Origin of the sequence: Amycolatopsis sp. M39, from assembly GCF_001651785.1 — a bacterium.
Taxonomy (GTDB): domain Bacteria; phylum Actinomycetota; class Actinomycetes; order Mycobacteriales; family Pseudonocardiaceae; genus Amycolatopsis; species Amycolatopsis rubida.
Genome location: NZ_LWSF01000039.1, coordinates 25,336 through 52,285, shown reverse-complemented (window position 1 = coordinate 52,285; position 26,950 = coordinate 25,336). Strand labels below are relative to the sequence as shown.

Sequence of the window (26,950 nt, the reverse complement as noted above, 5' to 3'; positions counted from 1 at the left end):
GGTGGTGGCCGACGAGATCATCGGGGCCGCACTGTCTGAAGTGGAGGATTACCAGCGGATCGAGATCGGCCCGGCTCCCGCGCTCGCGGTGCGCGGCGACGCGGTCAACGACCTGGTGCACGTGGTGTCCGAGCTGCTGGAGAACGCCACCCGGTACTCCGGGCCGCAGACAGCGGTCACCGTGGAAAGCGCGCGGACCCCGGAGGGGGCGTGGCGGATCGAGATCACCGACCGCGGCGCGGGCATGCCGCAGGCGGAGATCGACCGCACCAACGCGCGGCTGGCGCATCCCCCGGAGGTCGACGTCGAGGTGTCGCGCCGGATGGGCCTGTTCGTGGTCGCGACGCTGGCCGAACGGCATGCCATCGCGGTGCGGCTGAGCCCGGCCGAGGGACGCGGGCTCACCGCGACGGTCGTCGTCCCGGCGGCGTTGATCACCGAGGCCCCGTCGCTGCCGCAGCCGCCCGCTCCGGTCGAACCGGAACCCGCGTCCGAGCCGGAGCTGCTGGCCCCGCTCGCGCCGCTGGCTCCGGCCGAGGAGCCGGCGGAGCCCGCCGAACTGGTCGCGCCGACCCTCGACGACGCCGGACCGCTGCGGCGCGCACCGGTGGTCGAGGAGGTGCCGCCGTGGCCGGGGCCTGCGTCGCGGTCGCATCTGGAGATCGACGCGCCGACGGACCGGATGCCTGCTTATCGCGACGTGCTGTCTCGCTGGTTCGACCTCTCGGCGCCGGCAGAGGAGCCGGCGGCGCCGGAGCCGCGCGTGGTCGCGCCGATGCCCGAGGTGCCCGCGTTCGAGCCGGAGCACACCTGCGAAACGCCGCCGGAGTTCCCGGCCGACGACCCGGACGAGGCGCCCCCGGAGTGGCCGACGTCCGCGCACGCGGAACAACCGCAGTGGCCGTCGCCCGAGCACCTGGAACAAGAGGACGGGGCCGAGGACACCTGGCCGTTCCTGCGGGTCGCCGACGTGGCGGGCGGCCCCGCCGCGGAGCCGGAGCCGCGGCCGATACTCTCGCTTTCCCCCGACGCGGTGCGCGCCCGGATGACGAGCCTGCAAGGCGGCTTCCGGCGCGGCAGGCACGCCAGGGGGGAAGACACCCCGCCACTGGATCGAAACGGATGAGGCATGAGTTCGAACACCGCCCTGCTGGAAGTGATCGCGCTGGGCCGCCACGACGCGGAGCGGGCGCAAGAGGGCGGAGCGGATCGGCTCGAACTGGTCTCCGACATGGCTAGCGACGGGCTCACTCCGAGCGAGGCGACGGTGCGCGAGGTGCTCGCGGCCACTGATCTGCCGGTGCGCGTGATGCTGCGCGCGGAGAACACTTTCGACGCTCGCGCGATCGACGAGCTGTGCGCTTCGGCGGCCCGGCTGGTGTCCGCGGGTGCGCAGGAGTTCGTGTTCGGTTTCCTGACCGAGGACGGCGAGGTCGACGCCGAAGCGTGCCGTGCGCTGCTGAAGGAGATCGACGGGCGGCCGTGGACGTTCCACCGCGCCATCGACCGCTCGCGCAACCCGATCGCCGCGTACGACGTGCTGGCCGAACTCGGCTGCGACACCGTGCTGGCGGCGGGCCACGCGAACGGTGTCGCGAGTGGACTGTCGGTGCTGCAGCAGCTGGCTCGGCGGACCGATGGCCCCGCGCTGCTAGTCGGCGGCGGTCTGCGGGCGCAGCAGGTGCATTTGCTGCGGGCGGGCGGGGTGCGTGGGTTCCACGTCGGCGGCGCGGTGCGTCCGTCCGGTTGGGATGCTCCGGTGGACGTGGCGGCCGTGCGCGAGTGGGCCGAACTCGTCAAAGGCTGACGCCTAGTCCGTTCCGGAAGGGAACCTCGCCGGGAATTCCAATTCCGGCAAGGTTCCCTTCTTTGCTTGACGAGCACAGTGCGCGTGTGCGCGCAAGCGGTCCGGAATGTCCGGGCCTTCCGCCTTCCGACGTCCGACGGTTTCCGGATTTGCCGGGACATTGCGGTGGGAATCAGTCATAAATCGTGCAAGTGGAAAACAAACCAACCGGGTTAAGGCCAGCCAAAAGTAGGTTTCTTTGTTTCGGGCGGTTTTTTAGGGTCGGTGATACGGGTTGGTACCGCGATTTAGCCGGCCCGGCCCCCGCCTCCCGAGAGGAATTCTCATGCGCTTGCGCAAGCTCGTCGCCGCCGCGGTTCCGCTGCCGGCCTTGCTGTGCCTGTCCGTGGCCGGCGTCGCGAATGCCGATCCGCTGGTCGCCCTTTCCGGCAACGCCGCACCGCTCGCCGCCAGCGCGCGGTCCGGCGATGTCGCCGCTGAGCAGCAGATTCCCGCCGCCTTGTCGCTCAAGCTGCACAACCAGCAGGCGCTGGCCCGCTTCCTGACCGACGTGCAGGACCCGGCCTCGCCGCAATACCACCGGTTCCTCTCGCCGGAGCAATTCACTGCTGCATTCGGTCCAACGCAAGCCGAAGCCGATCAGGCGGTGAATTTCCTCAAACGTAGCGGTGCGCAGGGCATTGAGGTCTCCGGAAACCGGCAGGCGATCACCTTCTCGGCAACTGCCGGACAGCTGGAATCCGCCTTCCATACGCGTATCGGCAATTACACCGACACGGTCACCGGCCGGAAGTTCTACGCGAACGACTCCGCGCCGGAATTGCCCGCTTCGGTGTCCGCGGTGGTCGATTCGGTCGTCGGCCTCGACAATCACGCGGTGAAGCACCACGCCAAGCCGGCGCAGGCACCCCGCGCGGTCAAGCCGGTGACGCCGGCCATCCTCAAGACCGCGTACGGCACCAGCGGCCTGTCCGCCACCGGCGCTGGCGTGAACGTCGGCTTCGTCGAGTTCGACGGCTACCAGAAGTCCGACATCACCGCCTACGACAAGAAGTACAGCCTCAAGGCCGGTTCGGTCAGCACGGTTTCGGTCAACGGAGCCAACTACGACTCCAGCCCCGGCGACGGCGAGACCGAAGTCGACCTGGACATCGAGGTCGTGCACGCGCTCGCCGCTCCGGCGAACGACTACGTGTACGAGGCCCCGAACTCCAACGCGGGCGAGCTGGCGATGTACCAGAAGATCGCGTCGGACAAGAAGGTCAGCGTGGTCTCGATCTCGTGGGGCTCCTGCGAGGCGGCGGAAGGCTCGGCCGCGGCCAACAGCGTCGACAAGGCGCTCGCGACCGGCACCGCCGAGGGCATCAGCTACTTCGCCGCCGCGGGCGACGACGGCACCACCGACTGCGCCCGCCAGACCGGCAGCAAGTCCCAGGCCGTGGACTTCCCGGCGTCGAGCCCGAACGTCTCCGGCGTCGGCGGCACGCAGCTGACGGTGAACTCGTCGAACGGCTACAGCAGCGAGACGACGTGGAACGACGGCGCTTCCGGCGGAGCGGGCGGCGGCGGCATCTCGACGATCTTCGCCGCGCCGTCGTGGCAGTCCAAGCAGAGCACGACCAAGCGCAAGGTCCCGGACGTCGCCGGGGACGCCGCGAAGGGTTCGGCGTACACGATCATCTCCGGCGGACAGACCGGCAACGTGTGGGGCACCTCGGGCGCCGCGCCGCTGTGGGCGGGCTTCGCCGCGCTGCAGAACGAGGTCCACAAGGGCGGCCTCGGCAACCTGAACGCGAAGTTCTACAGCATCGGCAACGGTTCCTCGTACGGTTCCGGTTTCCACGATGTGACCACCGGCAACAACACCTTCAACGGCACCACCGGCTTCTCGGCGGGCAAGGGGTATGACCAGACGACGGGCTGGGGGTCGTTCAACGGCTCCGGACTGTCCACACTGATCGGCTGAGCGCGGGTTGCCGTGCGTGGCGATCCCGGTGAGAACCGGGATCGCCACGCACGAGCGTTCGGCCGATTGACCAAGATCCGGGACGCTGTTTGGATGGCCGGGTGCAGCCTCTCCTGACGCCGAAGCAGCAGGCCCTCGTCGACCGCGCCGCCAAGCTCGCGGACATTTTCGCCGAGCGCGCGGCGGTGCACGACCGGGACAACACCTTTCCGCACCAGAACTACGACGACCTGCGCGAAGCAGGCTTCCTCCGGCTCTCTGTCCCGGAAGAACTGGGCGGCTCCGGAGCCGGGCTGACGGAAATCCTGCCGGTGCTGGAACGGCTGGCGATGGGCGACGGCGCGACCGCACTGGCGTTCACGATGCACCTGTCGCCGCTGGGCCAGTGGGCGAGCGTCTGGCGGCGCACGAAGGCGCCCCGGCTGGCGGAACTGCTGCGCAAAGCGGTGGACGGCGAACTGGTCTGGGCGTCGATCACCAGCGAAACAGGCCTGCGCAACGACATGACCGACGCGAAGACCCGCGCGGTCCGCGTCGAGGGCGGCTTCGAACTGTCCGGTCGCAAGAGCTTCGCGACCAACTCGGCGGTCGCCACGCACTGCTCGACCACCGCCCGCTACGAGGACGCCGACGGCGGCCCGCGGCTGCTGCTGTGCCAGATCGCGCTGGACGCGCCGGGCGTCACGATCCACCAGACGTGGAACACCATGGGCATGCGCGGCACCCAAAGCAACGACGTCGAACTGGACAAGGTATTCGTCGAGGACGCCGCGGTCGTGCACTCGCTGCCGGTGAAACACCTCGACTCGCGGGTGCTGGAAACCGTCTGGGCCTGGGCGATGCCCGCGTTCTCGGCGGTGTACACGGGAATCGCGGCCGGCGCGCTCGACTGGACCGTGCAGACGCTGATCCGGCGCGGCAAGGCCGAGGACCCGGTGCTGCAGGACGTGATCGGCGAATGCCAGATCCTGCTGGAAAGCTCCCGCGCGCTGATCTACCGCCAGGCCGACGAGGTGACGAGCCGCCGCCTGTTCACCGGGGACATCCAGGACGGCGTGGCCCGCAGCGCGGTGGTGAAGTACGCGGCGGCGAACAACGCGGTCCAGGTGATGCAACGGCTGGTCGACGCGCTGGGCGGCATGTCCTACACGAAGGCGCTGCCGTTCGAGCGCATGTGGCGGGACGTGCAGGCGAGCACGTTCATGCCGATGGGCAACCTGGCGACCCGGAAACTGGTGGGGGCGAACGTGCTGGGCGTGCGGACGCTGCCGGAGATCGGTCCGGACGAGACCGGGCCGGATTCCCGCGCTCAGGGCTGAACGGGTGAACCCGGATGGAATCGGGTGAGTTTTCGCTGCTCAGAGGCTATCTTGAGCGCTTCCGGGCGCTCGAAGACGGACGAGTCGTCCCGATAACCGAAGGTCTTCGTGGCCGGGGTGGCAGTGGTCGCCGCCGTCCGAGGCAGCACGGTGGCCGGGATCGGCGGTTCCGCGAGTGTGGGGTCCGGGCCGGCCGCGACGGCGTTGCCCGGAAACCTTGCTGGCGACGTCGCGGATTCCCTGCCTGACCGGAGCCTCAATACGCGCAAGGCTGAGGGCGAGAAGTCCAATCAGCGAGGACGAAACCTTCAGCCGCTTCACACTCAAACAGCTCAAGCAGGCGGCGAAACACGAGATCGACTACGTGCTGAGCTCCACTGGCCGCAACCTCTTCGCTGTCGGTGACGGGCACGGCAACGCCGCGGTGATTTCCGTTGCCCGCGCGGGGGTTTCCGAAGAAGAGCGAGGCCGAAGGCGGCAAGAAGGTCGAAGAGGCGCAGGGCAGCGGGGACATCAAACCCCTTGGTGCCGCCCTGCTCGGCCTCGACGGCGCGCACTTCTCCGGCCACCACTTCCAGTCCTGTGTGGACGGTCGGGCGACGGTGGTCGCGGAGACGGAAACCGTTGCCGGGCAACTCGATTCCGGCACCCTCGACGCCCTTGCCGACGTCTCGGTGTAGTTCCCGAAGCGGTGACTACTTCTTCTCCGAAACGACGGCAGTCTCGGAAGCAGCAGCCTCCGCCGCCTCCTGCTCCGCCAGATCAGCCGCCGCCTGCACTGCCGGACCGTGCAGCAACCGGGCCACTTCACCGCGCAGCGAAACGAATTCCGTCGATTCCCGCGTGGTGATCTGGTCCCGCTGAGCAGGCAGGTCCACCTTCAGATCCGCCACGATCCGCGCCGGCGACTTCGACAGCACCAGCACCCGGTCGCCCAGGTACACGCTCTCGTCGATGTCGTGCGTCACCAGCAAAACCGTCGTGCCCTGTTCGACCTGGACCCGGCGCAGCAGGTCTTCCAGTTCGAACCGCGTCTGCGCGTCCACCGACGCGAACGGCTCGTCCATCAGCAGCAGCGCCGGGCGGCTCGCCAGCGCGCGGGCGATCGACACCCGCTGCTGCATGCCGCCGGAAAGCTGCCACGGGTACTTGTGCACCGCGGCCGACAGGCCGACCGCCTCAAGCGCTTCGGCGGCCCGGGCACGCCGGGTCGCCTTGTCGAGTTTGCTCCAGCGCAGCGGGAATTCCACGTTCTTCGCGACCGACAGCCACGGGAACAGGGAACGGCTGTAGTCCTGGAACACCACGGCGAGATCGTCCGGCACCGAGGTGACGCGGTCGCCGTGCAGGCTCACCGTGCCCGCGGTCGGCGGGATCAGGCCGGCGATCGCGCGCAGCAGGGTGGACTTGCCGCAGCCGGACGGGCCGACGATGCACGCCAGCTGCCCGGTCTCCACCGTGAACGACAGTTCGTTGACCGCGACGTGCGCGGACTCGCCGCTGCCGTAGCGGTGGCTGAGGCCGGAGACCTCGAGCATGGTCGACATAACGGGAAACCTTCCTAGTTCCGGCCGGGCTGCCAGCCGAGCACCCGGCGTTCGATGCCGAGGAGCGCGGCGTTGAACGCGTACCCGAGGATGCCCAGCAGCACGATCCACGCCCACATCTGGTCGAAGTCGTACGAACGCTGGGCGGCGAGCAGCGCGTAGCCGATGCCGTTGAGCGCCCCCACCAGTTCGGAGATCGCCATCAGGATCAGCGCGATCGAAAGCGACACCCGAAGCCCGGCGAAGATCTTCGGCAGCGCCGAGGGCAGCACGACCAGCCCGATCCAGTACCGCTTCGGCGTCCGGAACGCGCGGGCCGTCTCGACCTTGACCTTGTCGACCGAGCGGACACCGTCCACTGTGTTCATCAGCACCGGCCACAGCGAACTGAAGATGATCGTCGCGGTCTGCATGCCAGGGCCGATGCCGAACAGGATGATGAACACCGGCACCAGCGCGGGCGGCGGAATGGCACGGAAGAACGCGAACAGCGGCCCCACGTAGTCCATCCCGGTGCGCGAGCGGCCGAGCGCGGTGCCGAGCGCGACGCCGATCACCACCGCCAGCAGCCAGCCGCCGAGCAGCCTGCCGAGACTTGGCAGGATGTGGTCGAACACCGGGTCGCCGAGGAACAGGTGCGAGACCGGGCCGGAGAACCACAGTTTCGCGGCCGCGGCGGCGATCTTCGACGGCGGCGGAAAGAACACGCTTTCGCTCAGCTGCGTCGCGATCTCCCACAGCACCACCAGAATCGCGAACAGCAGCCACTTGCGGGCGAACCCGCTGAGGCCGCGGCTCACCCGGCGCGTGACGGTGGAGGGCTTCTCGACCACACTCACGCGGCGGCTCCTTCGACAGCGCTGCTCCAGCGGAACAGCCGATTGCCCAGTCGTTCCAGGCCCTCGTTCACGAGGTAGCCGAGCAGCCCGGCGACCACCGTTCCGGCGAGCACCAGATCCATCCGGCCCGGCCCGGAACTGGCTTCGAGCACGAACTGCCCGATGCCGAGTTTCGCCCCGGCCAGGAATTCCGTGCTGATCACCAGGATCAGCGAAATCGCGGCGGACAACCGGATCCCGGTGAACACGAACGGCGCGGCGTGCGGCAGCGCGACCGAGGTCAGCACCCGCGAACGCGGAGTTCCGTACGTGCGCGCGGTTTCCAGCAGCAGCGGGTCGATCTCGGCCAGCGCGTAAATGGTGTTGAAGAGAATCGGCCACACCGCCGCGTACACAGCCAGCGTGATCTTCGCTTCCGGGCCGCCGCCGACGACGATCAGCACCAGCGGAATCAGTGCCACGGAAGGAATCGGCCGCAGGAATTCGACGATCGCCTTGGTCGCGTCGCGCAGCCAGCGGACGCTGCCGAGCAGCAGACCGGCCGGGACCGCGATGGCGATCGAGATGAGCAGTGCGATCAGCCACGCGAGCACCGAGGCGACCACGTCGCGGACGAATTCGACGTCGCCGAACAGTTCGCCGATCCGGGCGAACACCACGGTCGGCGGGGGAAGGTCGTTCTGGTCGATCAGACCGGCCCGCACGACGGCCTCCCAGATCAGGAGGAAGCCGAGCAGGCCGGTCAGGTTCCGGACGAGGCGCACGTCAGGACGCGTTCGCCTGCGGGACGATCATCGACTGGACGTCGATCTTGGACTGGATGGAACCGAACTGCTGCAGCAGGTCGGGCACCCGCTGGATGCGCCGGGCGTCCAAAGTGGACTGGAAGGTCAGCAGGTTCGTGATCTTCGCGGTCGCCTCGTCCACCTTCGAGAACTGGATCATCAGCGGCTCGATCTTGGAACGGTCGGCCGATTCCTTGGTGGCGCGCAGCATCGCGCGCTGGAAGGCCGCGACGGTCTTCGGGTTGGCGTCGGTGAACTTGCCGAGCGAGCCGTAGCCCGCGGTCGGGAAGTCCTTGGTGCCCCCGGACGCGGTGTCGATGACCTCGACCGTCCCGTTGACCTTCGCCGACTGCGTGATGAACGGCTCGGTCAGGAAGCCCGCGTCGATGTTGCCGCGCTTGACCGCGGGGCCGATGTCCGGGAACCGCAGGGAAACCCACTGCACGTCGTTGAAGCTCACGCCGTTGTCGCGCATGACCGACTTGGTCAGGGTGTCGCAAATCGTGTTGGTGGCGGTGATCCCGATCCGCTTGCCCGCCAGGTCGTGCACGTTCTTGATGTTGCTGTTCGGCATCGCCACGACCTCGGTGCTCTTCGGGCCCGCCGAGGAGGCGTCGGCGACGAGCTTGATGTCCGCGGCGCCCTTGCTCTTGGCGATGAAGAACGGCGTGTAGCTGGAGTAGGCGATGTCGACCTCGCCCGCCTGCAGCTTCTGCAGCGACGCGTCACCGCTGGCGGCGTCGACGGCCTCGACCTCGAGTCCCTCGTTCTTGAAGTAGCCGTTCTGGACCGCGAGGTGGAAAGGCACCACGTCGATCGTCGGCATGATCGAGACCTTGATCTTGGCCTTCTCGACCCCGGAGCCGCCCTTCGAGCTGCCCGAATCGTCCGATCCGCCCAGCAGGCCGCATCCGCTGGCAGTCAAGGCCACGCCGCCCGCCATCGCGAGCGACAGGAACCCGCGCCTGCCGTAATCGCGCCGGCTGCTCACCGCTTCATCAAACAAGGTCGCTCCTAGCAAATGGGCCCGCGTCTGGCATGGACGCGGGGGGAAGGTGGCTCATTGTCCGGAGTCACGCGGCTACTGTAGAGAACCAGGACGATCACTCACAATGGGTGTTCATATACGATTCAGAAGTGGCACTCGTCACTCGATCAGGTGATCGAATCCGCTGGTATGCCGGGGTAAGTGAACGACCCGTGGATGCCCGATGGGCCTTGATCCGCTGCCTGGGTGCTCTCCGGGCAACTTCTGGAGGGTTACAAATGGGCCAGGCGTTCGCTACCCTCTGCTCCTGCAATGTGAGGTGTGGACCACCGATGTAGTGAGAGCCGGGACTTGGGAAAAGGCTCTCCGCGCACGCCGGCGACGAGCCGGTGCGGGGTGGCCTCGGCCGAACGGACTAAGAGATCGACCACGTGCGGGGACCGAACGTCATGCCAGACCTGAACCGATTCCGCGCCCGAGGCGACGGGCAGCCGCACCGCGAAGTCGATCTTTTCACTCGAAAGGGTGTAACAGTCCGGGACGCGGTCCAGACCACTCAGGTGGCGGATTACCTGCCGGGAGCGTGCGCGTAGTGGCCACGAGCACGGCAGGTTCGGAATCAACGGGCCCCTCGGGCCCGGACGGTGGTGCGGCGGTGCCGAACGAAGACACCGCGGGGGCAGGGGAGGCCTCCGCTCAGGAGAACGCGGGGACCGCGCAGCAGCGATCCTGGCTCGCGCTCGGCAACTGGCGATTGCGGTCCAAGCTCGCGCTCATTCTTCTCATCCCCACGATCACCGCGCTGGTGCTCGGTGTCCTGCGCGTGGTCGACGACGTGCAGTCGGCGGTCGACCTCAACCACACCGCCAACCAGGTCGCCTTCGCCGAGAAGGTCACCGCGGTGGTGCACGACCTGCAGCGCGAGCGCGCGCTGGCCGTGGTCCGGATCTCTTCCGGCGACCCGCTGCGCCAGACCGGCCTCGACGCGCAGATGGCGAAGGTCGACCGGGACGTCGACGACCTGCGCAACGCCGCGGTCAACCTCGACAATGACGACCAGGCGGCCAGCGACCGCTACGCGCACGGCCTCCAGCGTCTCGACGCGCTGCGCCCGCTGCGCGCGGCGATGACCACGTCGGCCTACTCCGACCGCGCGGTGCTCGACACCTATTCCTCGGTGCTCGACTCGCTGATCCAGCTCGGCCGCGAGGTCTCCACCGCGACCACCAACCGCGACCTGCTCCGCCTCGGCACGAGCACGCAGTCGATCAGCGAGGCGAAGGAGTACATCCTCCGCGGCGACTCCGCGCTGCAGATCGCCGCGTTCCGGGACGGTTTCCCGGGCAACCTGATCGACGAGACCCGGGCCGCCGAGGCCAGTGGCGACGCGTCGATCACCGCGTTCCTCGCCAACGCCACCGGCGACCAGGTCCAGCTCTACAACGACACCTACTCCGGCCCCGAGGTCGACGAGCGCCGGCGGTTGCAGACGCAGGCGTTCTCCTTCGCCCAGCAGAGCCAGCCGCTCAACCTCGACGGCGCCAAGCTCGGCCAGGACTCCACGGTCGCCGCCGACAAGCTGCGCGCGGTCGAGGTCAACCTGCTGACCCAACTGCGTGCCCAGGCCGACGAACTGGCCAGCAACGCGGTGCGCTCGGCCTGGGTCGGCGGGGTCATCGTCCTCGCCGCGCTGATTGCCGCGCTGATGCTGATGCTCGTCATCGCCCGGCTGATGCTGCGCCCGCTGCGAGTGCTGCGGAAGACCGCACTGGACGTCGCCTACACCCGGCTGCCGGAAACCGTGCAGGCCATCCTGGACGACCCGGACCCGGTCAACGCCTCGAAGAAGGCGGTCGACCCGGTTCCGGTCCTCACCCGCGACGAGATCGGCGAAGTGGCGCGCTCGTTCGACGTGGTGCACGAGCAGGCGGTCAAGATGGCCGCCGAACAGGCACTGCTGCGCGAGAACGTCAACGGCATCTTCGTGAACCTCTCCCGGCGGTCGCAGCGGCTGGTGGAACGCCAGCTCGGCGTCATCGACCGGCTCGAGGCCGACGAGCAGGACCCGGACCATCTCGCGAGCCTGTTCGAACTCGACCACCTGGCGACCCGGTTGCGCCGGAACGGCGAATCGCTGCTGGTGCTTTCGGGCGCGGGCCTCGCGAAGTCGGTGCCCAAGCCGGTGCCGGCGGCCGACGTGATCGGCGCGGCGGTGTCGGAGATCGAGCAGTACGCCCGCATCGAGATCGGCATCGTGCCCGAGGTCGCGGTGCAGGGCCTCGCGATCCACGACCTCGTGCACGTGCTCGCGGAACTGCTCGACAACGCGACCTACTTCTCCGAACCGGAAACCAAGATCACCGTTCGCGCGGTCATCACGCGCAAGAAGGCGCTGGCGATCCAGGTCACCGACCACGGCGTCGGGATGAGCGAGGAGCGCCTCGCCGAGGTCAACGAACGGCTCGCCGATCCGCCGGACCTGGACGTGTCGGTGACCCGGCGAATGGGTCTGTACGTGGTCGCCCGGCTGGCCCAGCGGCACGGCATCGAGGTGCGGCTGCGCGAGAACGAGGACATCGAAGGCGGCGTCATCGCCCGCGTCGTGGTCCCGGTCGAACTGCTCACCCAGGTCCGGACCGCATCCCCGGTGATGCGGAACACCCCGCCGCCGCCGAACCGCAACGAGGTCTCGCACCCGAGCCTCCCGCCGCTGAACCGCGATCCGGAACCGTCGAACCCGCTTCCGCTCGCGCCGCCGCCCGCGGCCGCCGAGCTGACCGAGGCGATGGGCTCGACCGGCTCCGGCGCAGCGTCCGAGAACGGCGGCCTGGTTCCGCTCGACCAGCCGATCAGCCTCGACGACCTCGTCGCGGGCAACCGCGCGGCCGGTCCGTTCCTCAGCCCGGCCACGCCCGCCTCGGAGGCCCCGGCGTGGCCGACCGCGGAGGACCTCGCGCCGCTCACTCGCGAGTCGTACGGCGAGGGCGCGAGCCTGGCGCAGACCGAATTCCCGCCGCTGGTGCTGCCGAAGCGGGAGCCGAAGTACGTCGCGCCGGAAGCGCCGAAGGAGCAGCCGCCCGCCGAGCCGGACGGTTCCGCCGCGCTTGAGGACGACGTGCCCACCCGGCGGCTGCCGATCTACCAGTCGGTGCTGTCGCGCTGGTTCAGCGAGGGCGAGGACGGCGAAGCCGGTACCGGAACGCCGCAGTCGGCCGCTCCGGAACCGGAGCCGGAAGCCGCCGAGGCTCCGGCCGCCGAGCCGGAGCAGCGGGACGAGACTCCGGTCGAGCCGGTGCGGCAGGCGAGCAAGCGGCTGGAGTCGACGCCGCTCTACCCCGGTTCCGACGAGCCGGAGGACGACAGCTGGCACAGCGTCTCCGACGAGGGATGGCAGGCGGCGCAGTCGCTGCTCGAAGCCAAGAACGAGGAGGTCACGTCCGCCGGGTTGCCCAAGCGTGTGCCCAACGCGTACCTGGTCCCCGGCTCGATCGGCAACGCGCCGGAACCGGCGCAGGCGCAGAACTCGTTCACCGACGCGACCGCCGGAATGCCCGGAACGGGTGCGATGACCCGCTCGGCGACGGCTGCCCGCAGCCGGATGGCAAGCTTCCAGCGTGGGTACAAGTCCGGCAGGCACGCGCTGAAGGAGCGGCCGCCGGAAGCCCGGCTCGACGACGACGGGGTTCGCGTCACCGGGGCCGGGTATGTGAGCGACAGCAGTGAGGAGCGAGAGTGACACGGGCGGGAGTGCAGCCGGGAGGCGGCTCGGTGCAGCCGAACGGCAGGCAGGCCGGCGGCAGCGCGGCGAGCAGCTTCGCGTGGCTGATCACGGACTTCGTGCACCGGGTGCCCGGTGCGGCGCACGCGGTGGTCGTCTCGGCCGACGGTCTGCTGCTCGCGTCTTCGCGCGGGCTGCCGAAGGACCGGGCGGACCAGCTGGCGGCAGTCGCCTCGGGGCTGACCAGCCTCGCGCGCGGGGCGGCGAAGGTGTTCGAGGGCGGCCCGGTCGCGCAGACCGTGGTCGAGATGGCGAACGGATTTCTCTTCCTGATGTCGGTGTCCGACGGCTCGTGCCTCGCGGTGCTGGGCTCGCCGGAGAGCGACATCGGCTTGGTGGNTCGGTCAGCAGCTGACACCGGAGATGCGGGCACAACTGCAGGGCGCTGCGGTCCGTCGCTAGGCGGACCTAGGACTACAGGAGTAAACCGTGGACGACGGGCGCTTGCGCGGCGACGGCCGGCTCGGTGACGAGCACACCGGGGGCTGGGGCGATCGGGATCAGAGCCGGGAGGACTGGAAGTCCTTCCGGGACCGGGTCGACCGCGAATGGCGTTCGAGGGACGTCCAAGCCGCGGATTCCGAGCCGGTGCGCGAACCGCCGAACTGGCTGACCGATTCCAACGCCGGGCAGCAGCCGGGCATCACCGCGGTGCCCGGGTACCGCGAGCGGCTGCTCGGCGGGCCCGGTTCGGAGCTGTTCGGCGGGGCGAGCGGACCGCTGTACGACTCGGCCGAGTTCGCCGCGTTCAGCGCCGAACGCGACGGGTCACCGGGGCCGTCATCGAACGACCTGGCCGCGGCGCTGCCGATGCAGGCGGCAAGGGAGTACGCGGACGAGCCCGCCGAGGTCGAGACCTCCGGGCTGGTCCGGCCTTACTTCCGCACCCGCGGGCGCACGAAACCGACCTACGACCTCGCGATCGAGGCGCTGGTGTCGACGAGCGAGCAGGGCCGGGTGCTTGACCGCGTCCGGGTGCCGGAGCACCGGTCGATCTGCGACCTGTGCCTCGACACCCGGTCGGTCGCCGAGGTGGCCGCGCTGCTGCGGCTGCCGCTCGGCGTGGTGCGGGTGCTGATTGGTGACGTGGCGGGCCTCGGCCTGGTGCTCGTGCACACGAGCAGCAGCACGAATTCGGGCGACCGCCCCAGTATCGAGTTCATGGAAAGGGTGCTCAGTGGGCTTCGGAGAATTTGACTCCGACGCGAACACACCGCATACGGGTCCGACCTCGTCGGCCAAGATCGTGGTCGCGGGTGGGTTCGGTTCGGGCAAGACGACGATGGTCGGGGCGATCTCCGAGATCGACCCGCTGACCACCGAGGCCATGATGACCGAGGCCAGCGTGGGCCACGACGACGTGTCGGCCACGCCGAACAAGTCGACCACCACGGTGGCCATGGACTTCGGCCGGATCTCGCTCGACTCCGACCTGGTGCTGTACGTGTTCGGCACGCCGGGCCAGCATCGGTTCTGGTTCATGTGGGACGACCTCGCCGTCGGCGCGATCGGCGCGGTCGTGCTGGTGGACACGCGCCGGCTCGCGGACGCGTTCCCGTCGATCGACTTCTTCGAGAACCGGAAGCTGCCCTACGTCGTGGCGATCAACTGCTTCGACCGGCTGCTGCACCACCAGATCGAGGACGTGCGGCACGCGCTCACCATCTCGCCGTCGGTGCCGATCATGGCGTGCGACGCGCGGGAGCGGGATTCGGCGAAGCAGGTGCTGATCTCGGTCGTGCAGCACGCGATCGCGCACGACACGGCTTTGCGGGCGGGCTAGTCCCGCTCGCGGTCCCCGCCGCCGTCTGCGAAGGAGGCGTCCGCCGACTCCGAGATTCCTGCTACACCCCGGCTCGGGTGCGGCCGTTGGAGTGAACTCCACGGGCTTCACCCGCTTCGGGGAGTGGTGCCTCCGAGCGGGGCAGGCTGAGTAGTCCTGCCCCCTCGCGGCCGAGGCCGGCCGCCCCTGATCGGGGCGTCGGACCGGCGGTGACCTGCACGGACATCCCGCTGCGCACGGTGGCCGCCGCCACCACCGAGTGACCCGCGAATGCGTGGTTGTGCATGCGTTCGCGCGACGTTACATCCGGCAGACACGTACCGTGCCCGGGCATACGCTCGACACGACCGGGTGCGTGAATACGCTGGAACGACGACTTCACCGCGGCCGGGCAAGGATGGCCCGAGGCGGCGAACGGGCGTCCGGCAGCGTTCGAGGAGCTTGGAGGGGCAGTGACCGATTCCGACCGGCCAGCGGACCAGGGCACGTTCAGCTGGCTGATCTCGGATTTCGTGCGCCGGGTCCCGGGTGCGGCGCACGCGGTGCTGGTGTCGGCGGACGGACTGATGCTCGCGCCTTCGGAGGGATTGCCGCAGGAACGCGCCGAGCAGCTCTCGGCGGTGGCGTCCGGGCTGATCAGCCTGACCCAGGGCGCGGCGCGGTGCTTCGAGGCGGGCGGCGTGAACCAGACCGTGGTCGAGATGGAACGCGGGTATTTGTTCCTGATGTCGGTCTCGGACGGGTCCTGTCTGGCCGTGCTCGCCGCGCCGACGTGTGACATCGGGACCGTCGCGTACGAAATGACCCTGCTGGTCGAGCGGGTCGGCGAGCAGATCACGCCGGAGCTGCGCGCGCAGCTGCAGGGCGGCGGGGTGCTGGGGTAGCCGATGAAGATCTCGGGTTTCGGAGACCAGGACACGGGTGCCTGGGACGCCCTCCACAAAGGCACGGAACGGGAGTCCTACGACTCGCCGAGCCGGTACGAGCTGAGTTCGCTGAGCCTGCGGTTGCCGCATCGGCAGCCTCGGGCCACGCCTCCACCGCCGCCGTCTGCGCGGCATGCGCAGCCGCCTGCGCGCCGTCCGGTGCCCGCGCCCGCGCCGCGTCCGGTGCGGCAGACGGTCGCCCCGCGTCCGGTGGCCCCGCCGCCCGCTCCCGCTCCGGTTCCGGAGGAGAGCTGGGATGAGGGCTACGAATGGGTCGAGGACGGCGAATCCGGTTACTGGGAAGAGCCTCAGCAGCACCACCGCTGGGAAGAACCCCCGCCTGGCCGTCCCGCGGTGCACGACCCGTATTCCTTCGACGAGTACGCCGGTTCGCCCGGCCCGGACGATCGCGTGGTCCCGGAAGGCTCGGCGTACCAGCGCCAGCACGTCGAGCAGGCCACCCGCAGCCGGCACGCGCTGGCCGAAGAGCCCCCGGTGGACGATCGGTACGCCGACCCCGGACCGCCCTCCGGAGTGTCCGAACTGGACCGGTTCTGGTCCGAGGAGGAGGCTGCGCAGCCCGAGCCGCCGGTACAGCCGACGAAGTCGCGTGTGCGGCCGTACGCGCGGACCCGCGGGCGGACCCACTCGGACCACAACCTCGCGCTGGAGGCCCTGGTCTCCACCAGTGACGAGGGCCGCCGCTACCGCGGGGTCCGCTCGATCGAGCACCGGCGGATCTGCGATCTGTGCCTGGACACCCGGTCGGTCGCGGAGATCGCCGCGCACCTGCACCTGCCGCTCGGCGTGGTGAAGGTCTTGGTGGGGGACATGGCGGACATCGGACTGGTCATGCTGCACCAGACCGATCTGGTGCTGGGCGACCGTTCGTCGAGGGAGTTCATGGAGCGGGTGCTGCAGGGTCTTCGCAACCTCTGACCGCTGGAAACGACGTACTGCCTCCGCTCCGCCGAACCGGTTTTGCCGCTACCGCCAGCCTCGACTTCCCGTCCGGCTCGGTTCGCCCGATCGGAAGTGCCCCACTGCCACGTCGGGGCGGCCTCAGTCCTCGACCAGCGCAGCGGAAGTGATGCGGTGCAACGGATACCGCTCATGGTTCGCGCCTTCCAGTACTCCGCCGCCGACTCGCAGCGGGCGCACCACGCGCTGGCTCGCCGTACCGCGGGAGTCGACGAAGCCGATCCACACCTCGCGTTGTTCGAGCGTCGCGCGGGACAGCAGGTCGAGTGTCGCCGTCGTGTCCGCACCGCCGCCACCCGGCGCGCGCACTGCCGAACCCCGGCGGCGGGCCGAAGCTTGGTCTCCCGCGCGGAGGTTCGACACGATCCGCGTCGCCTGTTCGTCGGTCAGCACGGCCTGTTCGCCTGGCCGGGCGCGAGCCGCGCGGGCGCGGGCGGGGAGCCGTCGTCCGGTGGGGCGCAGGTCGACCACCCGGCCGTCTGGACCTTCCGCCGCGGGAGCGAAACCCGCGCCGCGCAAAGCTTCCAGTACTTCGGCCAGCGGTGCGGAGCTGATCAGCACCGTCGGCGCGATCAGTCGCAGGTCGTACTCCGCGGCCACCGGATTCGCGAGGACTTCGGCGAGCAGAGCTTCGTCGTCGCAGCGCAGGAACGATCCCGCGGTACCGCCGCGAAGCCGTCCGTGGCGGCGGGCGACGTCGTCGATCAGGTACGTGAGGCCTTGCGGCACCGGGGTCGCCGACTTGGCGCGGAACATCGCGTGCAGTTCGTCCGCGGTTCGTCCGGTGTCCAGCGCGCGCCGCACCGAGGGCTCGGTGACCCGGTAAACCGTTGCGTGGCCAGCGGATTCGACGTCCGCGACCGCGGCCATGTCCGCCGCCAGTTCCGGCTCCAGCGGGCCCGGCGCGACAACCGTCAGGTCGGCTTGCACCAGCACGTGGTCGACCGGTGCGGGGAGCGCGTCGTGCATTGCCTCGACCGCACCGGGGCGGTCGTCCTCCAGGAGCAGCCGCGTGGCGGTGGTGAGGGCGCCGAGGCCGACGAGGCCCAGCGCGGTCGCCTCGGCCATCGTCCAGCGGACGGTTTCGTCGCGCAGCCGACCACCTCGCCGAGGCGCGCGCCAAGCCAGCACGGCCACCAGCTCGTCGACACTTTTCACGCCTGCGCCCGGATTCAGCTCAGCCAGCGCGGAAAGCACGCGGTGCCGCGAAACCGGCGCGAGCGGTCGTCGCAACTCTTCGGACAGCGGCGCGATCGGCTTGTCCTTCGCGTCGCGACCACCGGCGAGACCGGGCAGCCGCGGAAGTTCCAGCCACGCCTGCGCGAGCGTCATCCACCGCTGCACCGAAGGCGACGCGAGCCAGCTGTCGGTGAGCATGGTGGGCACGTACTCGGGTGCGGTGTTTTCGCTGTCCGCAACGAGTCCCGCGCCGACGACCAGTTCGGCGAGCAGCGTCGCACGGGTCTCGTCGACTTCGAGATCTTTCGCGATCTTCTTCAGTTCGCGGACGCCGAGTCCGCCCGCCTTGAGCACCGGCGGCGGCGAATCCGACCACATCCGCAGCAGGGATTCCGTCTGCCGCAACAACTCCATCGCCTCGCCGGCTGCGGTTTCGTCCACCGTGTCCGTGCGATGCGGATGGACGGGCAGCTGCGGCTCGACCAGCGTGTCCGGTTCGAACGCGTGCCCGCCGCGCAGCAGGAGGCCGAGTTCCCGAGGCAGCTCGACGGTCTGGTCGTCGCGGCGCAGCAGCAGACCGCGCGCGAGGAGCTTCTGCACCGGTGTGGCCGCGTCGGACAGCCCGACGTCGAAGCTCGCGTCGCGGGTGCGGCCGATCGGCGGCCCGGCGGCCAGCGCGGTGAGCACGGCTCGCTCGTCGTCGCCGACCTCCGCGAGCCGCGCGCCGATGTCGGTGGCGGCCAATGCGGGAGATGGCGCGCCGAGCCCGGCTGGGAACGGACCGAGCGCGTCGCGGGCCGCGGGCGGTACCCGCAACTCGTCGTCGGTGCCCCAGACGAGCGCCCGAGCGCGCAGCCGGGCGAGCGGTTCGCTCACCTCACGGCCGACCAGCGCCGTCACCGCGGACACCGGCTTCGGCTCGACGTCCGCACCGGCGACCAGCAGCGCGTCGATCACCGCGAGGGTGAACGTATCGAGGTCTTCGCAGGCGCGGGCGACCGATCCCGGCGTGCCCGCACGGGTGGCGAGCACAGTGGTGTCGGACGGAGGAGGGGTGGACAAATCGCGACGCGTGCGCAGCAATTCGGCGAGTGCGTCGTCGGACTCCGCACGCAGCCAGTCCGCCAGAGAGGTCGCGGGCATAGACACCCAGGATACCGGGCGGGTGCGCGCGCACGAGACGTGTTCGGGCAGACTGTGGTCGAGTTTGCCGGACGAGGGCCTCGGAGGAAGCAGTGGCGAAGGGCGACAAGCAGAGCAAGGGCATCGACCCGACGTGGCCGGGCGAACCGGGCGAGCACCCGGTCACCGAGCTGTCCTCGGACCGGCAGGGAGCGCTTTCGCCGTTCGGTGACCTGGCTTTCCCGCTTGAGCAGGTGCCGTACGTGCACCCGGAGACCGAGATCAACCGCTGACCTGCGGACCGGGTTCGGGAGCGCCGCCGAAGCGGTGCCCCCGAACCTGAAGTTACCGGTCAGTCACCCGGTTGGGGTGGGGTGGCGCGGGTCACCGGACTAGATTCGAGCCGTCCGAACCCACACCACCTGCGGGGAGTACGTGTCATGCCGGTTCCCGGTCCCGGGTATTCGATCACCGTCCGGGTCGAGGCCCCGGCCTCGTCCACGGCCGCGGGTGATCTCACCACCGCGGTCGGCCGCGTCGGCGGCGTGCTGACGGCGTTCGACGTCGTCGAGTCGCACGCGGACACGATCGTGATCGACATCAGCGCCAACGCGCTCTCGGAAAACCACGCGCAGGACATCACCGCGGCGCTCGATTCGCTGCCGGGCGTGCGCGTGCGCAAGGTCTCGGACCGGACGTTCCTGATCCACCTCGGCGGCAAGATCGAGGTCAGCCCCAAGGTCGCGCTCCGCAACCGTGACGACCTTTCCCGCGCCTACACACCGGGCGTCGCGCGGGTGTGCCAGGCGATCGCCGCGAACCCCGAGGACGCGCGCCGGCTGACCATCAAGCGCAACACCGTCGCGGTGCTCACCGACGGCTCCGCCGTGCTCGGCCTCGGCAACATCGGCCCGGCGGCCGCGCTGCCGGTGATGGAGGGCAAGGCGGCGCTGTTCAAGAAGTTCGCCGACGTCGACGCGTGGCCGGTCTGCCTGGACACCCAGGACACCGAAGAGATCATCATGATCGCGAAGGCGCTCGCGCCGGTGTACGCGGGCATCAACCTTGAGGACATCGCCGCGCCGCGCTGCTTCGAGATCGAGAAGCGGCTGCGCGAGCAGCTGGACATCCCGGTCTTCCACGACGACCAGCACGGCACCGCGATCGTCGTGGTCGCCGCGCTGCGCAACGCCTTGCGCGTGGTCGGGAAAAGCATCGAGGACTGCAAGATCGTGGTCAGCGGCGTCGGCGCGGCCGGGTCCGCGATCATCCGCCTGCTGCTGCGCAAGAACCCGGGCGACATCGTGGCCGCCGACATCGACGGCATCGTCTACCCCGACCGCGGCAACCTCGACGACAACCTGACCTGGATCGCCGAGCACACGAACAAGGGCGGCGAGTCCGGCACCCTGCACGACGCGCTGGTCGGCGCGGACGTCTTCATCGGCGTCTCGGCCCCGAACCTCTTCGGCGCGGAGCAGGTCGCCACGATGAACGACGACGCCGTCGTCTTCGCGCTGGCCAACCCGGACCCGGAGATCGACCCGCTGGAGGCGCAGAAGCACGCCGCGGTCGTCGCCACCGGCCGCAGCGACTTCCCGAACCAGATCAACAACGTCCTGGCCTTCCCCGGCGTCTTCCGCGGCCTGCTCGACGCCGCCGCGCACAACATCGACGACAACATGCTGCTGGCCGCCTCCGACGCGATCGCCGACGTGGTGGACAACGGCAAGCTCAACGCGTCGTTCATCGTGCCGAGCGTCTTCGACAGCGCGGTGGCCCCGGCGGTCGCCGAAGCAGTGCGCAACGCGGTCCGCGCCGAACGCGGGCAATAGCCTCGCTCTGTCCGGGAAGGGCTCCTTGCGGGAATCAGATTCCTCCAAGGAGCCCTTCCCGGACTTCGGGCGAAGTTGCGCAGTAGCCTCGCGGGCGTGAGTGAACTCAGCCACGTCGACGAGTCCGGGGCCGCCCGGATGGTCGACGTCTCCGGCAAGACCGCGTCCGCGCGCACCGCGCTGGCCGGCGGGACCGTCCACACCACGGCGGAGGTCGTCGGCCTGCTTTCGGCCAACGGCCTGCCCAAGGGCGACGCGCTGGCGACCGCGCGGATCGCCGGGATCATGGGTGCCAAGCGGGTGCCCGAGCTGATCCCGCTGTGCCATCAGATCGCGCTGTCCGGGGTCAAGGTGGAGTTCGAACTGGCCGGGACCGCCGTGCACATCAGCGCGACGGCCAAGACCAAGGACGTCACCGGGGTCGAGATGGAGGCGCTCACCGCCGTCGCGGTCGCCGGGCTGACCCTGCACGACATGATCAAAGCTGTCGACCCGGCCGCGACGCTCGACAACGTGCGGCTGCTCCGCAAGGACGGCGGCAAGACCGGGACCTGGGAGCGGCCATGACCAAGACCGCGCGCGTCATCGTCGCGTCGAATCGTGCCGCGCGAGGCGTCTACGAGGACAAGACCGGCCCAGTGCTCGTCGCCTGGCTGGCCGAGCGCGGCTACGACGTGCCGCCGCCGGACGTCGTCGAGGACGGCGACCCGGTGGGCGTCGCGCTGCGGGCCGCGGTGTCCGACGGCGTCCAGGTGATCCTCACGACCGGCGGCACCGGCATCTCGCCGACCGACCGGACCCCGGACGTCACCCGTGCGGTGCTGGATTACGAGCTGCCTGGCGTCGCGGACGCGATCCGCGCGGCCGGACTGCCGAAGGTGCCCACGGCGGTGCTCTCGCGCGGCGTGGCCGGAGTCGCGGGCCGGACCCTCGTGGTGAACCTTCCGGGGTCGAGCGGCGGCGTGAAGGACGGTCTGCGGGTGCTGGAGGACATTCTCGCGCACGCGGTGGACCAGCTGGCTGGCGGAGACCACCCGCGCGAGGCGACGCCGTCGGGTCCCGCGGTCCGGATTCTGCGGACGGACGTGAGCGACCAGCCGCTGTCGGTCGAGGAACACGCGCGACTGGTGGAGGACGCCGCGGCGGGCGCCGTGGTCACGTTCTCCGGCGTGGTCCGCGACCACGACGGCGGCAAGGGTGTGCGCGATCTGGCCTACGAAGGCCACCCGACAGCCCGAGACGTGCTCGCCGAGGTGGTCAACGACCTGGCGGTGCGCTGGAAGGGCGTGCGGGCGGTGGCGGTGAGCCATCGCGTCGGCGCGCTGACGATCGGCGACGTCGCGCTCGCCTGCGCGGTCGCCGCCGAGCACCGCGGCCAGGCGTTCACCGCGTGCGCGGAGCTGGTGGACGAGGTGAAGGCGCGGCTTCCGGTGTGGAAGCACCAGCACTTCACCGACGGAACTGACGAGTGGGTCAACTCTCCCTGAACTGCTCACGAGCCCGGACACGACGAAGGGCCCCACCGCCAGGGGATTTGACGCGGTGGGGCCCTTCGGGCGTTCTGTCACAGCAGCTGCTGCGCCGGAACCAGCCTCACGAGGAGGCCAGGGTTCACTTGGTGGCGAGCTTCTGGCCGACCACGATGAAGTTCGCGTTCGACACGTACTGCTTGTTCAGGTCCTGCAGCTTCTGGAAGCCGCCCTGGACGCCGTGCTCCTTGGCGATCTTCGAGAGCGTGTCGCCAGCCTTGACGGTGTAGTCACCGTTCGGGTTGGAGTTCGCCACCAGCGCGGCCACCGGCTGGGTGACCTTCTGCTTCTTCGGGGCGACGCTCTTCGGGGTCGCCTTCTTGGTGGCGGTGCTCTTCTTCGGGGTCGCCTTGTGCGAGGAGGCCGAGCTGCCGGCCTTCTTGCTGCACACGGGCCACGCGCCGGGGCCCTGGCCCTGCATGACGCGCTCGGCGACGGCGATCTGCTGGTCACGCGACGCGCCCTGCGGGCTGCCGGTGCCGCCGTAGGCCTTCCAGGTGCTCTGGGTGAACTGGAGACCACCGTAGTAGCCGTTTCCGGTGTTGGTGTTCCAGTTGCCGCCGCTCTCGCACTGCGCGATGGCGTCCCAGTTGGTCGCCGACGCGGGGGTCGCGGCGATCGCGAGGGGGGCGCCGACCGCGATACCCGCGACTGCGACACGGGCAATGGTGCGGGTGGCGGCGGACATCTTGCGGTGCTTGCCTCGGTAAGACATCTGAAAACTTCTCGATTCCTGCGCCTACGAGCTTAATGCTGCGGGTCGGGTTGGGAGCCCGTCCGCCCGTTGCCGGGCGGCTGACGCGGACGTCGCACGACGCGCCGTCTTCGTCCCCTCGTCTCTGTCCGGAAATGCTTTCGCTCGGGGTATGGGTCCGGGGATCCGTTGGACAGAGCTGGGCGCTACGGATTCCCGGTGTTGCTTGGTCGGTCGGGGCCAACCGAAAAGCGACGGTACGTAATTCCGAGCGTGATCGGAAATCATTCGAGCTGTGACCTACGTCACAGTAACGGCACGCAACCTCCCTCGATCCACCTGTTTTAGCAGGTCAGAGCGCCGTTATCTGGCCGTTTTCTTGCCGAGATATTTCACGGATCGTGAGGCTTGGGTCACGTCGATAACGCGTCAAGGGTCCATTCGTAGCAGATAAGGCCGGGCACCCTAAACCACTCGTCAACCGGCGGCCACTGCCCGCCGAGTGGTTCTTTGAGTTGCCCGAATACGCCGTGAGCGAAACACTTCGGAGCGTAGGGATAAAGAGCAATGACCGCTCAGCGCGCCAGTGCCGCCATTCGCCGTGGTCCGGACCAATCGGCCGGAAGTCGCAGCTCCGGCCGCTCACGCGGCGCTCAGCCGGGTGAACGGGGGCTTTCCCGGGAGCTCATCCGCCGGCGAACGGCGGGAGGACGTCCAGGTGGGATCCGTCACCGAGCGCGCGGCCACGATCGCGGACCGCCACCTCGTTGACCAGGAAGCTCGCCGCGTCGAGCACGCGGGAAAGTTGCCCGGGGTGCAGCTCGCGCAGCGCCTGGACGGCGTCGGTCACCGTCGCGCCCGCCGCCAGCTCCACCTTCTCCTCCTCGGTGCCCGCCGCGGCCCGCGCCGAGGCGAAGTACCGGACGACGACCGTCACCGGGGAAGCGGACAAAGAAGGAGAGGTCATGGGCTCAACCGCCGATCGCGCTCATCGGCCGGATCGGCTGCGCGAAGCCGGCCTCGTTGATCTCGTGGCCCGCGAGTTTGCGCCACATCGTGTCGCGCCACGCGTCCGCCACCTCCTCATCGCGCGCGCCCGCGCGCACGAGGGAACGCAGGTCCGTCTCGTCATTCGAGAACAGGCAGGAGCGGACGGCGCCGTCGGCGGTCAGCCGGGTGCGCTCGCAGGCGGAGCAGAACGGCCTGGTCACCGACGCGATCACGCCCACGTCGCCCGGTCCGCCGTCGACCAGCCAGCGCTCGGCGGGCGCGCCGCCGCGCGGGGCCGGGAACGGAGACAGGGTGAAGGACTCGCCGAGCATCGCGAGGATCTCCTCGGCGGTGATCATGTCGCGGCGGTTCCAGCCGTGCTGCGCGTCCAGCGGCATCTGCTCGATGAACCGCAGGTGGTAGCCCTCTTCGAGGCAGAACCGCAGCAGCGGAACCGCCTCGTGCTCGTTGTATCCGCGCATCAGCACGGAGTTGATCTTCACCGGCGACAGCCCGGCGTCGCGGGCGGCGGCGAGGCCGGCCAGCACGTGCGGCAGCCGGTCGCGGCGGGTCAGCTCGGCGAAGCGCTCGCGGTCGATGGTGTCCAGCGACACGTTGATCCGGTCGAGCCCGGCCGCGACGAGGCCGGGGGCGCGTTTGGCCAGCCCGATCCCGTTGGTGGTCATGGACACCCGGGGGCGGGGTTCGAGCGCGGTGACCCGCTCGACGATGTGCTCCAGGCCCGGGCGCAGCAGCGGTTCGCCGCCGGTCAGCCGGATGTCGGTGACGCCGAGCAGTTCGACCGCGATCCGCATGAGCCGGATCAGCTCGTCGTCGGAGAGCACCTGCTCGCTCGGCATCCAGTCGAGGCCCTCGGCCGGCATGCAGTACGTGCAGCGCAGATTGCACCGATCGGTGAGGGAGACCCGCAGGTCGGTCGCGACGCGGCCGAAGGAATCGACAAGACCGGGGTGCTCGGGCCGGGGCGTGCCGGAGGGGCCTCGGTTGCCGGGGACGCGAGGAAACCCGAGATCTACTGCCGTCATTACTCTCAGGATAGCTTGCGCTGCCGGAAAAGGCAGTCCTGCGAAAACCCGGCGAACCACCCTCGGTTCCGATATGGAGGCACTCGGTGAGCACCGCTGAGACCAACGGTGAGCTGACTCACTTCGCGGCGCTGGCGGCTCAGCTGCGGACGCACCTCGTCCTCCGGCACGCCCGCGACGCCGCCCTCGAAGGGCTCTCGGCGACCGAACTGCAGGCTCTCGAACTCGCCGGGCAGGCCGCGGATTCCCTTACCCCAGGCCGAATCGGGCAGCTCACCGGCCTGTCGACGGGTGCGGTGACCGGTGTGCTCGACCGGCTGGAGAAGTCCGGTCTGGTGCTCCGCGAACGCGACCGGACCGACCGCCGGAAGGTGCTCGTGACGATCACCGGCACCGGCCGGGAACGCCTCGACGCGATCTCCGCGCGGGTCGCGCGGCGCCTTGCCGAGGTGCTCGCCGAGTTCACTTCCGCAGAACGGAAAGTTCTCGGTCGTTATCAGTTCGCAATGCTCGAAGCGTTACGCGAAAATGCGCATCCCGCATAGCTTTTCCGCATCTGCGGGGATAATGTTCCGGCCATGCCGCAATTTCGGTTGTCCGAGGCCGCTCGGCTGCTCGGCGTAAGCGACGACACCGTCCGCCGGTGGGTCCGCGCGGGTCAGTTGACCGCGACGGACGACGCCGCCGGCCGCAAGGTCGTCGACGGCGCTCAGCTCGCCGGGTTCGCTCGGGCGCAAGCCCATGAGCCGGACGACCCGTCGGCGGTCGGCCGCTCCGCCCGCAACCGCTTCGTCGGGCTTGTCACCGAGGTCGTCGCCGACAAGGTGATGGCTCAGGTCGAGTTGCAGTGCGGGGCGCACCGAGTGGTGTCACTGATGAGCACCGAGGCGGTCCGCGAACTCGGGCTGCGCCCGGGCGTGCTCGCGGTCGCCGTCGTCAAGGCGACCACCGTCGTGGTGGAAACTCCGGAAGGATCCAGATGAAGAAGCTCGCCCTCGTCGGTACCGCGGCGCTCGCGCTGTTCGCCAGTGCCTGTAGTTCCGGCGACCAGCCCAGCTCGAATCCGGGTGCGGGTTCCGCGTCCGCTCCCGCCCCGGCGGGCGGCGCGAGCGGCACGCTGACCGTGTTCGCCGCGGCCTCGCTCACCGAGTCGTTCAACGTGCTTGGCAAGCAGTTCGAGGCCGCGCACCCGGGCGTCAAGGTCACCTTCGACTACGAGGGTTCCTCCGCGCTTGTGCAGAAGCTGGACAACGGGGCCAAGGCCGACGTGTTCGCCTCGGCCGACCAGAAGAACATGGACAAGGCCGTGCAGGACGGCGTGATCGACGGCCAGCCGACCGTCTTCGCCACCAACAAGCTCGCGATCGCCGTGGCCAAGGGGAACCCGAAGGGCATCAAGACCTTCGCCGACCTGACCAAGCCCGGTCTGAACGTGGTCGTGTGCGCGCAGCAGGTGCCGTGCGGTTCGGCCACGCAGAAGGTCGAGCAGACCACCAAGACCTCGCTCAAGCCGGTGAGCGAGGAGACGAACGTCAAGCAGGTGCTGGCCAAGGTCCAGTCGGGCGACGCTGACGCCGGGCTGGTGTACGTCACCGACGCGACGTCGGCGGCGGGCAAAGTGGACAAGGTCGACTTCCCGGAGTCTTCGGGCGCGGTGAACCAGTACCCGATCGCGGTTGTCAAGAACGCTCCGCAGGCGGCGCTGGCGAAGGAGTTCACCGACTTCATCCTTGGCGCGCAGGGCAAGGCCGAGCTGAGCAAGATCGGGTTTGGCCCGGGCAAGTAGGGCGCGTTCGGGTGCGGCGGCCGAGACTCGGCCGCCGCACGCCCGCGTGC

At 69.6% G+C, this 26,950-nt stretch carries 25 protein-coding genes and 1 pseudogene; 18 read left to right on the top strand and 8 right to left on the bottom strand.

Annotated features, from left to right (window positions below; all coding sequences use genetic code 11):
* From A4R44_RS42940 to A4R44_RS42920, 5 genes are all read left to right on the top strand, one after another.
* On the top strand, window positions 1-1,126 hold a 1,126-nt coding region (locus A4R44_RS42940), incomplete at its 5' end, for a sensor histidine kinase KdpD (protein ID WP_232792050.1).
* Window positions 1,127-1,129: 3 nt separating this feature from the next.
* Window positions 1,130-1,807, top strand: coding sequence for a copper homeostasis protein CutC (locus tag A4R44_RS42935; protein WP_067594816.1), 678 nt, complete (start codon window positions 1,130-1,132; stop codon window positions 1,805-1,807).
* A 325-nt stretch (window positions 1,808-2,132) separates the two neighbouring features.
* On the top strand, window positions 2,133-3,773 hold the full coding sequence (locus tag A4R44_RS42930; RefSeq protein WP_067594814.1) for a protease pro-enzyme activation domain-containing protein: 1,641 nt from the start codon (window positions 2,133-2,135) through the stop codon (window positions 3,771-3,773).
* Window positions 3,774-3,874: 101 nt separating this feature from the next.
* Window positions 3,875-5,092 carry an acyl-CoA dehydrogenase family protein gene (locus tag A4R44_RS42925; protein WP_067594811.1) on the top strand — a complete coding sequence of 406 codons (1,218 nt, stop codon included), beginning with the start codon at window positions 3,875-3,877 and terminating at the stop codon, window positions 5,090-5,092.
* Window positions 5,093-5,526: 434 nt separating this feature from the next.
* Complete coding sequence (locus A4R44_RS42920; protein WP_067594808.1) at window positions 5,527-5,772, top strand: hypothetical protein; 246 nt, start codon at window positions 5,527-5,529, stop codon at window positions 5,770-5,772.
* A 15-nt stretch (window positions 5,773-5,787) separates the two neighbouring features.
* Here the strand turns inward: A4R44_RS42920 and A4R44_RS42915 are convergent, their stop codons facing one another.
* Genes A4R44_RS42915 through A4R44_RS42900 form a run of 4 tightly spaced genes read right to left on the bottom strand, consistent with a single transcriptional unit; the run spans window position 5,788 to window position 9,206 of the window.
* Entirely contained in the window at window positions 5,788-6,639 is an 852-nt protein-coding gene (locus A4R44_RS42915) for an ABC transporter ATP-binding protein (RefSeq protein WP_067594805.1), read from the bottom strand.
* A gap of 14 nt (window positions 6,640-6,653) precedes the next feature.
* Window positions 6,654-7,478, bottom strand: a complete 825-nt coding sequence (locus A4R44_RS42910; RefSeq protein WP_067594802.1) for an ABC transporter permease — start codon at window positions 7,476-7,478, stop codon at window positions 6,654-6,656.
* Window positions 7,475-8,242: an ABC transporter permease gene (locus A4R44_RS42905; protein WP_067594799.1), complete on the bottom strand. Its 768-nt coding sequence runs from the start codon at window positions 8,240-8,242 to the stop codon at window positions 7,475-7,477. Before A4R44_RS42905 ends, A4R44_RS42910 begins: the two co-directional genes overlap by 4 nt.
* Before the next feature lies 1 nt (window position 8,243).
* On the bottom strand, window positions 8,244-9,206 hold the full coding sequence (locus A4R44_RS42900) for an ABC transporter substrate-binding protein (protein WP_067594829.1): 963 nt from the start codon (window positions 9,204-9,206) through the stop codon (window positions 8,244-8,246).
* A gap of 700 nt (window positions 9,207-9,906) precedes the next feature.
* Here A4R44_RS42900 and A4R44_RS42895 point away from each other — a divergent pair.
* The 6 genes and pseudogenes from A4R44_RS42895 to A4R44_RS42870 all read left to right on the top strand — a co-directional run bounded on the left by A4R44_RS42895 (window position 9,907) and on the right by A4R44_RS42870 (window position 16,677).
* Window positions 9,907-12,987: a nitrate- and nitrite sensing domain-containing protein gene (locus tag A4R44_RS42895; protein WP_198545666.1), complete on the top strand. Its 3,081-nt coding sequence runs from the start codon at window positions 9,907-9,909 to the stop codon at window positions 12,985-12,987.
* A pseudogene (locus A4R44_RS42890) lies at window positions 12,984-13,431 on the top strand (roadblock/LC7 domain-containing protein). Before A4R44_RS42895 ends, A4R44_RS42890 begins: the two are co-directional and overlap by 4 nt.
* Before the next feature lie 27 nt (window positions 13,432-13,458).
* Window positions 13,459-14,226 carry a DUF742 domain-containing protein gene (locus tag A4R44_RS42885; protein ID WP_067594792.1) on the top strand — a complete coding sequence of 256 codons (768 nt, stop codon included), beginning with the start codon at window positions 13,459-13,461 and terminating at the stop codon, window positions 14,224-14,226.
* A complete protein-coding gene (locus tag A4R44_RS42880; protein WP_067594789.1) occupies window positions 14,207-14,812 on the top strand; it encodes an ATP/GTP-binding protein in 606 nt (201 codons plus the stop codon). Before A4R44_RS42885 ends, A4R44_RS42880 begins: the two co-directional genes overlap by 20 nt.
* Before the next feature lie 452 nt (window positions 14,813-15,264).
* A complete protein-coding gene (locus A4R44_RS42875) occupies window positions 15,265-15,696 on the top strand; it encodes a roadblock/LC7 domain-containing protein (protein ID WP_009083953.1) in 432 nt (143 codons plus the stop codon).
* Window positions 15,697-15,699: 3 nt separating this feature from the next.
* Window positions 15,700-16,677, top strand: a complete 978-nt coding sequence (locus tag A4R44_RS42870; protein ID WP_067594785.1) for a DUF742 domain-containing protein — start codon at window positions 15,700-15,702, stop codon at window positions 16,675-16,677.
* A gap of 123 nt (window positions 16,678-16,800) precedes the next feature.
* Here A4R44_RS42870 and A4R44_RS42865 read toward each other — a convergent pair whose 3' ends face one another.
* A complete protein-coding gene (locus tag A4R44_RS42865) occupies window positions 16,801-19,041 on the bottom strand; it encodes a helicase-associated domain-containing protein (RefSeq protein ID WP_067594782.1) in 2,241 nt (746 codons plus the stop codon).
* Window positions 19,042-19,133: 92 nt separating this feature from the next.
* On the opposite strand from A4R44_RS42865, the gene A4R44_RS42860 reads away from it, so the two are divergent.
* From A4R44_RS42860 to A4R44_RS42845, 4 genes are all read left to right on the top strand, one after another.
* On the top strand, window positions 19,134-19,313 hold the full coding sequence (locus A4R44_RS42860) for a hypothetical protein (RefSeq protein WP_037807827.1): 180 nt from the start codon (window positions 19,134-19,136) through the stop codon (window positions 19,311-19,313).
* Window positions 19,314-19,460: 147 nt separating this feature from the next.
* Window positions 19,461-20,855, top strand: a complete 1,395-nt coding sequence (locus tag A4R44_RS42855) for an NAD-dependent malic enzyme (RefSeq protein WP_067594779.1) — start codon at window positions 19,461-19,463, stop codon at window positions 20,853-20,855.
* A 96-nt stretch (window positions 20,856-20,951) separates the two neighbouring features.
* Complete coding sequence (gene moaC / locus A4R44_RS42850; protein WP_093572657.1) at window positions 20,952-21,422, top strand: cyclic pyranopterin monophosphate synthase MoaC; 471 nt, start codon at window positions 20,952-20,954, stop codon at window positions 21,420-21,422.
* A complete protein-coding gene (locus tag A4R44_RS42845; protein WP_067594776.1) occupies window positions 21,419-22,342 on the top strand; it encodes a molybdenum cofactor biosynthesis protein MoaE in 924 nt (307 codons plus the stop codon). Before moaC ends, A4R44_RS42845 begins: the two co-directional genes overlap by 4 nt.
* 124 nt (window positions 22,343-22,466) lie before the next feature.
* Here A4R44_RS42845 and A4R44_RS42840 read toward each other — a convergent pair whose 3' ends face one another.
* The 3 genes from A4R44_RS42840 to moaA all read right to left on the bottom strand — a co-directional run bounded on the left by A4R44_RS42840 (window position 22,467) and on the right by moaA (window position 25,114).
* Window positions 22,467-23,099, bottom strand: coding sequence for a transglycosylase family protein (locus A4R44_RS42840; protein WP_067594773.1), 633 nt, complete (start codon window positions 23,097-23,099; stop codon window positions 22,467-22,469).
* 664 nt (window positions 23,100-23,763) lie between these two features.
* A complete protein-coding gene (locus tag A4R44_RS42835; RefSeq protein ID WP_067594770.1) occupies window positions 23,764-24,045 on the bottom strand; it encodes a MoaD/ThiS family protein in 282 nt (93 codons plus the stop codon).
* Window positions 24,046-24,049: 4 nt separating this feature from the next.
* Entirely contained in the window at window positions 24,050-25,114 is a 1,065-nt protein-coding gene (moaA, locus tag A4R44_RS42830) for a GTP 3',8-cyclase MoaA (protein WP_067594767.1), read from the bottom strand.
* A gap of 86 nt (window positions 25,115-25,200) precedes the next feature.
* Here moaA and A4R44_RS42825 point away from each other — a divergent pair, with 86 nt between their 5' ends.
* From A4R44_RS42825 to modA, 3 genes are read left to right on the top strand one after another with little or no spacing between them, the layout of a single operon-like run.
* On the top strand, window positions 25,201-25,659 hold the full coding sequence (locus tag A4R44_RS42825; RefSeq protein WP_067594764.1) for a MarR family transcriptional regulator: 459 nt from the start codon (window positions 25,201-25,203) through the stop codon (window positions 25,657-25,659).
* A 33-nt stretch (window positions 25,660-25,692) separates the two neighbouring features.
* A complete protein-coding gene (locus tag A4R44_RS42820) occupies window positions 25,693-26,097 on the top strand; it encodes a molybdopterin-binding protein (protein WP_067594761.1) in 405 nt (134 codons plus the stop codon).
* A complete protein-coding gene (modA, locus tag A4R44_RS42815; RefSeq protein ID WP_067594758.1) occupies window positions 26,094-26,900 on the top strand; it encodes a molybdate ABC transporter substrate-binding protein in 807 nt (268 codons plus the stop codon). The genes A4R44_RS42820 and modA overlap by 4 nt, the downstream gene beginning before the upstream one ends.
* The last annotated feature ends 50 nt before the right edge of the window (window positions 26,901-26,950 follow it).

Excerpts from the sequence above, each read along its gene's own strand:
- A4R44_RS42930 (WP_067594814.1), top strand. The coding sequence starts at position 2,133 with ATGCGCTTGCGCAAGCTCGTCGCCGCCGCGGTTCCGCTGCCGGCCTTG.
- A4R44_RS42845 (WP_067594776.1), top strand. The coding sequence starts at position 21,419 with ATGACCAAGACCGCGCGCGTCATCGTCGCGTCGAATCGTGCCGCGCGA.
- A4R44_RS42840 (WP_067594773.1), bottom strand. The coding sequence starts at position 23,099 with ATGTCTTACCGAGGCAAGCACCGCAAGATGTCCGCCGCCACCCGCACC.
- modA (WP_067594758.1), top strand. The coding sequence starts at position 26,094 with ATGAAGAAGCTCGCCCTCGTCGGTACCGCGGCGCTCGCGCTGTTCGCC.
- A4R44_RS42835 (WP_067594770.1), bottom strand. The coding sequence starts at position 24,045 with ATGACCTCTCCTTCTTTGTCCGCTTCCCCGGTGACGGTCGTCGTCCGG.
- A4R44_RS42870 (WP_067594785.1), top strand. The coding sequence starts at position 15,700 with ATGAAGATCTCGGGTTTCGGAGACCAGGACACGGGTGCCTGGGACGCC.
- A4R44_RS42915 (WP_067594805.1), bottom strand. The coding sequence starts at position 6,639 with ATGTCGACCATGCTCGAGGTCTCCGGCCTCAGCCACCGCTACGGCAGC.
- A4R44_RS42855 (WP_067594779.1), top strand. The coding sequence starts at position 19,461 with ATGCCGGTTCCCGGTCCCGGGTATTCGATCACCGTCCGGGTCGAGGCC.
- A4R44_RS42865 (WP_067594782.1), bottom strand. The coding sequence starts at position 19,041 with ATGCCCGCGACCTCTCTGGCGGACTGGCTGCGTGCGGAGTCCGACGAC.
- A4R44_RS42900 (WP_067594829.1), bottom strand. The coding sequence starts at position 9,206 with ATGGCGGGCGGCGTGGCCTTGACTGCCAGCGGATGCGGCCTGCTGGGC.
- A4R44_RS42820 (WP_067594761.1), top strand. The coding sequence starts at position 25,693 with ATGCCGCAATTTCGGTTGTCCGAGGCCGCTCGGCTGCTCGGCGTAAGC.
- A4R44_RS42935 (WP_067594816.1), top strand. The coding sequence starts at position 1,130 with ATGAGTTCGAACACCGCCCTGCTGGAAGTGATCGCGCTGGGCCGCCAC.
- moaA (WP_067594767.1), bottom strand. The coding sequence starts at position 25,114 with ATGACGGCAGTAGATCTCGGGTTTCCTCGCGTCCCCGGCAACCGAGGC.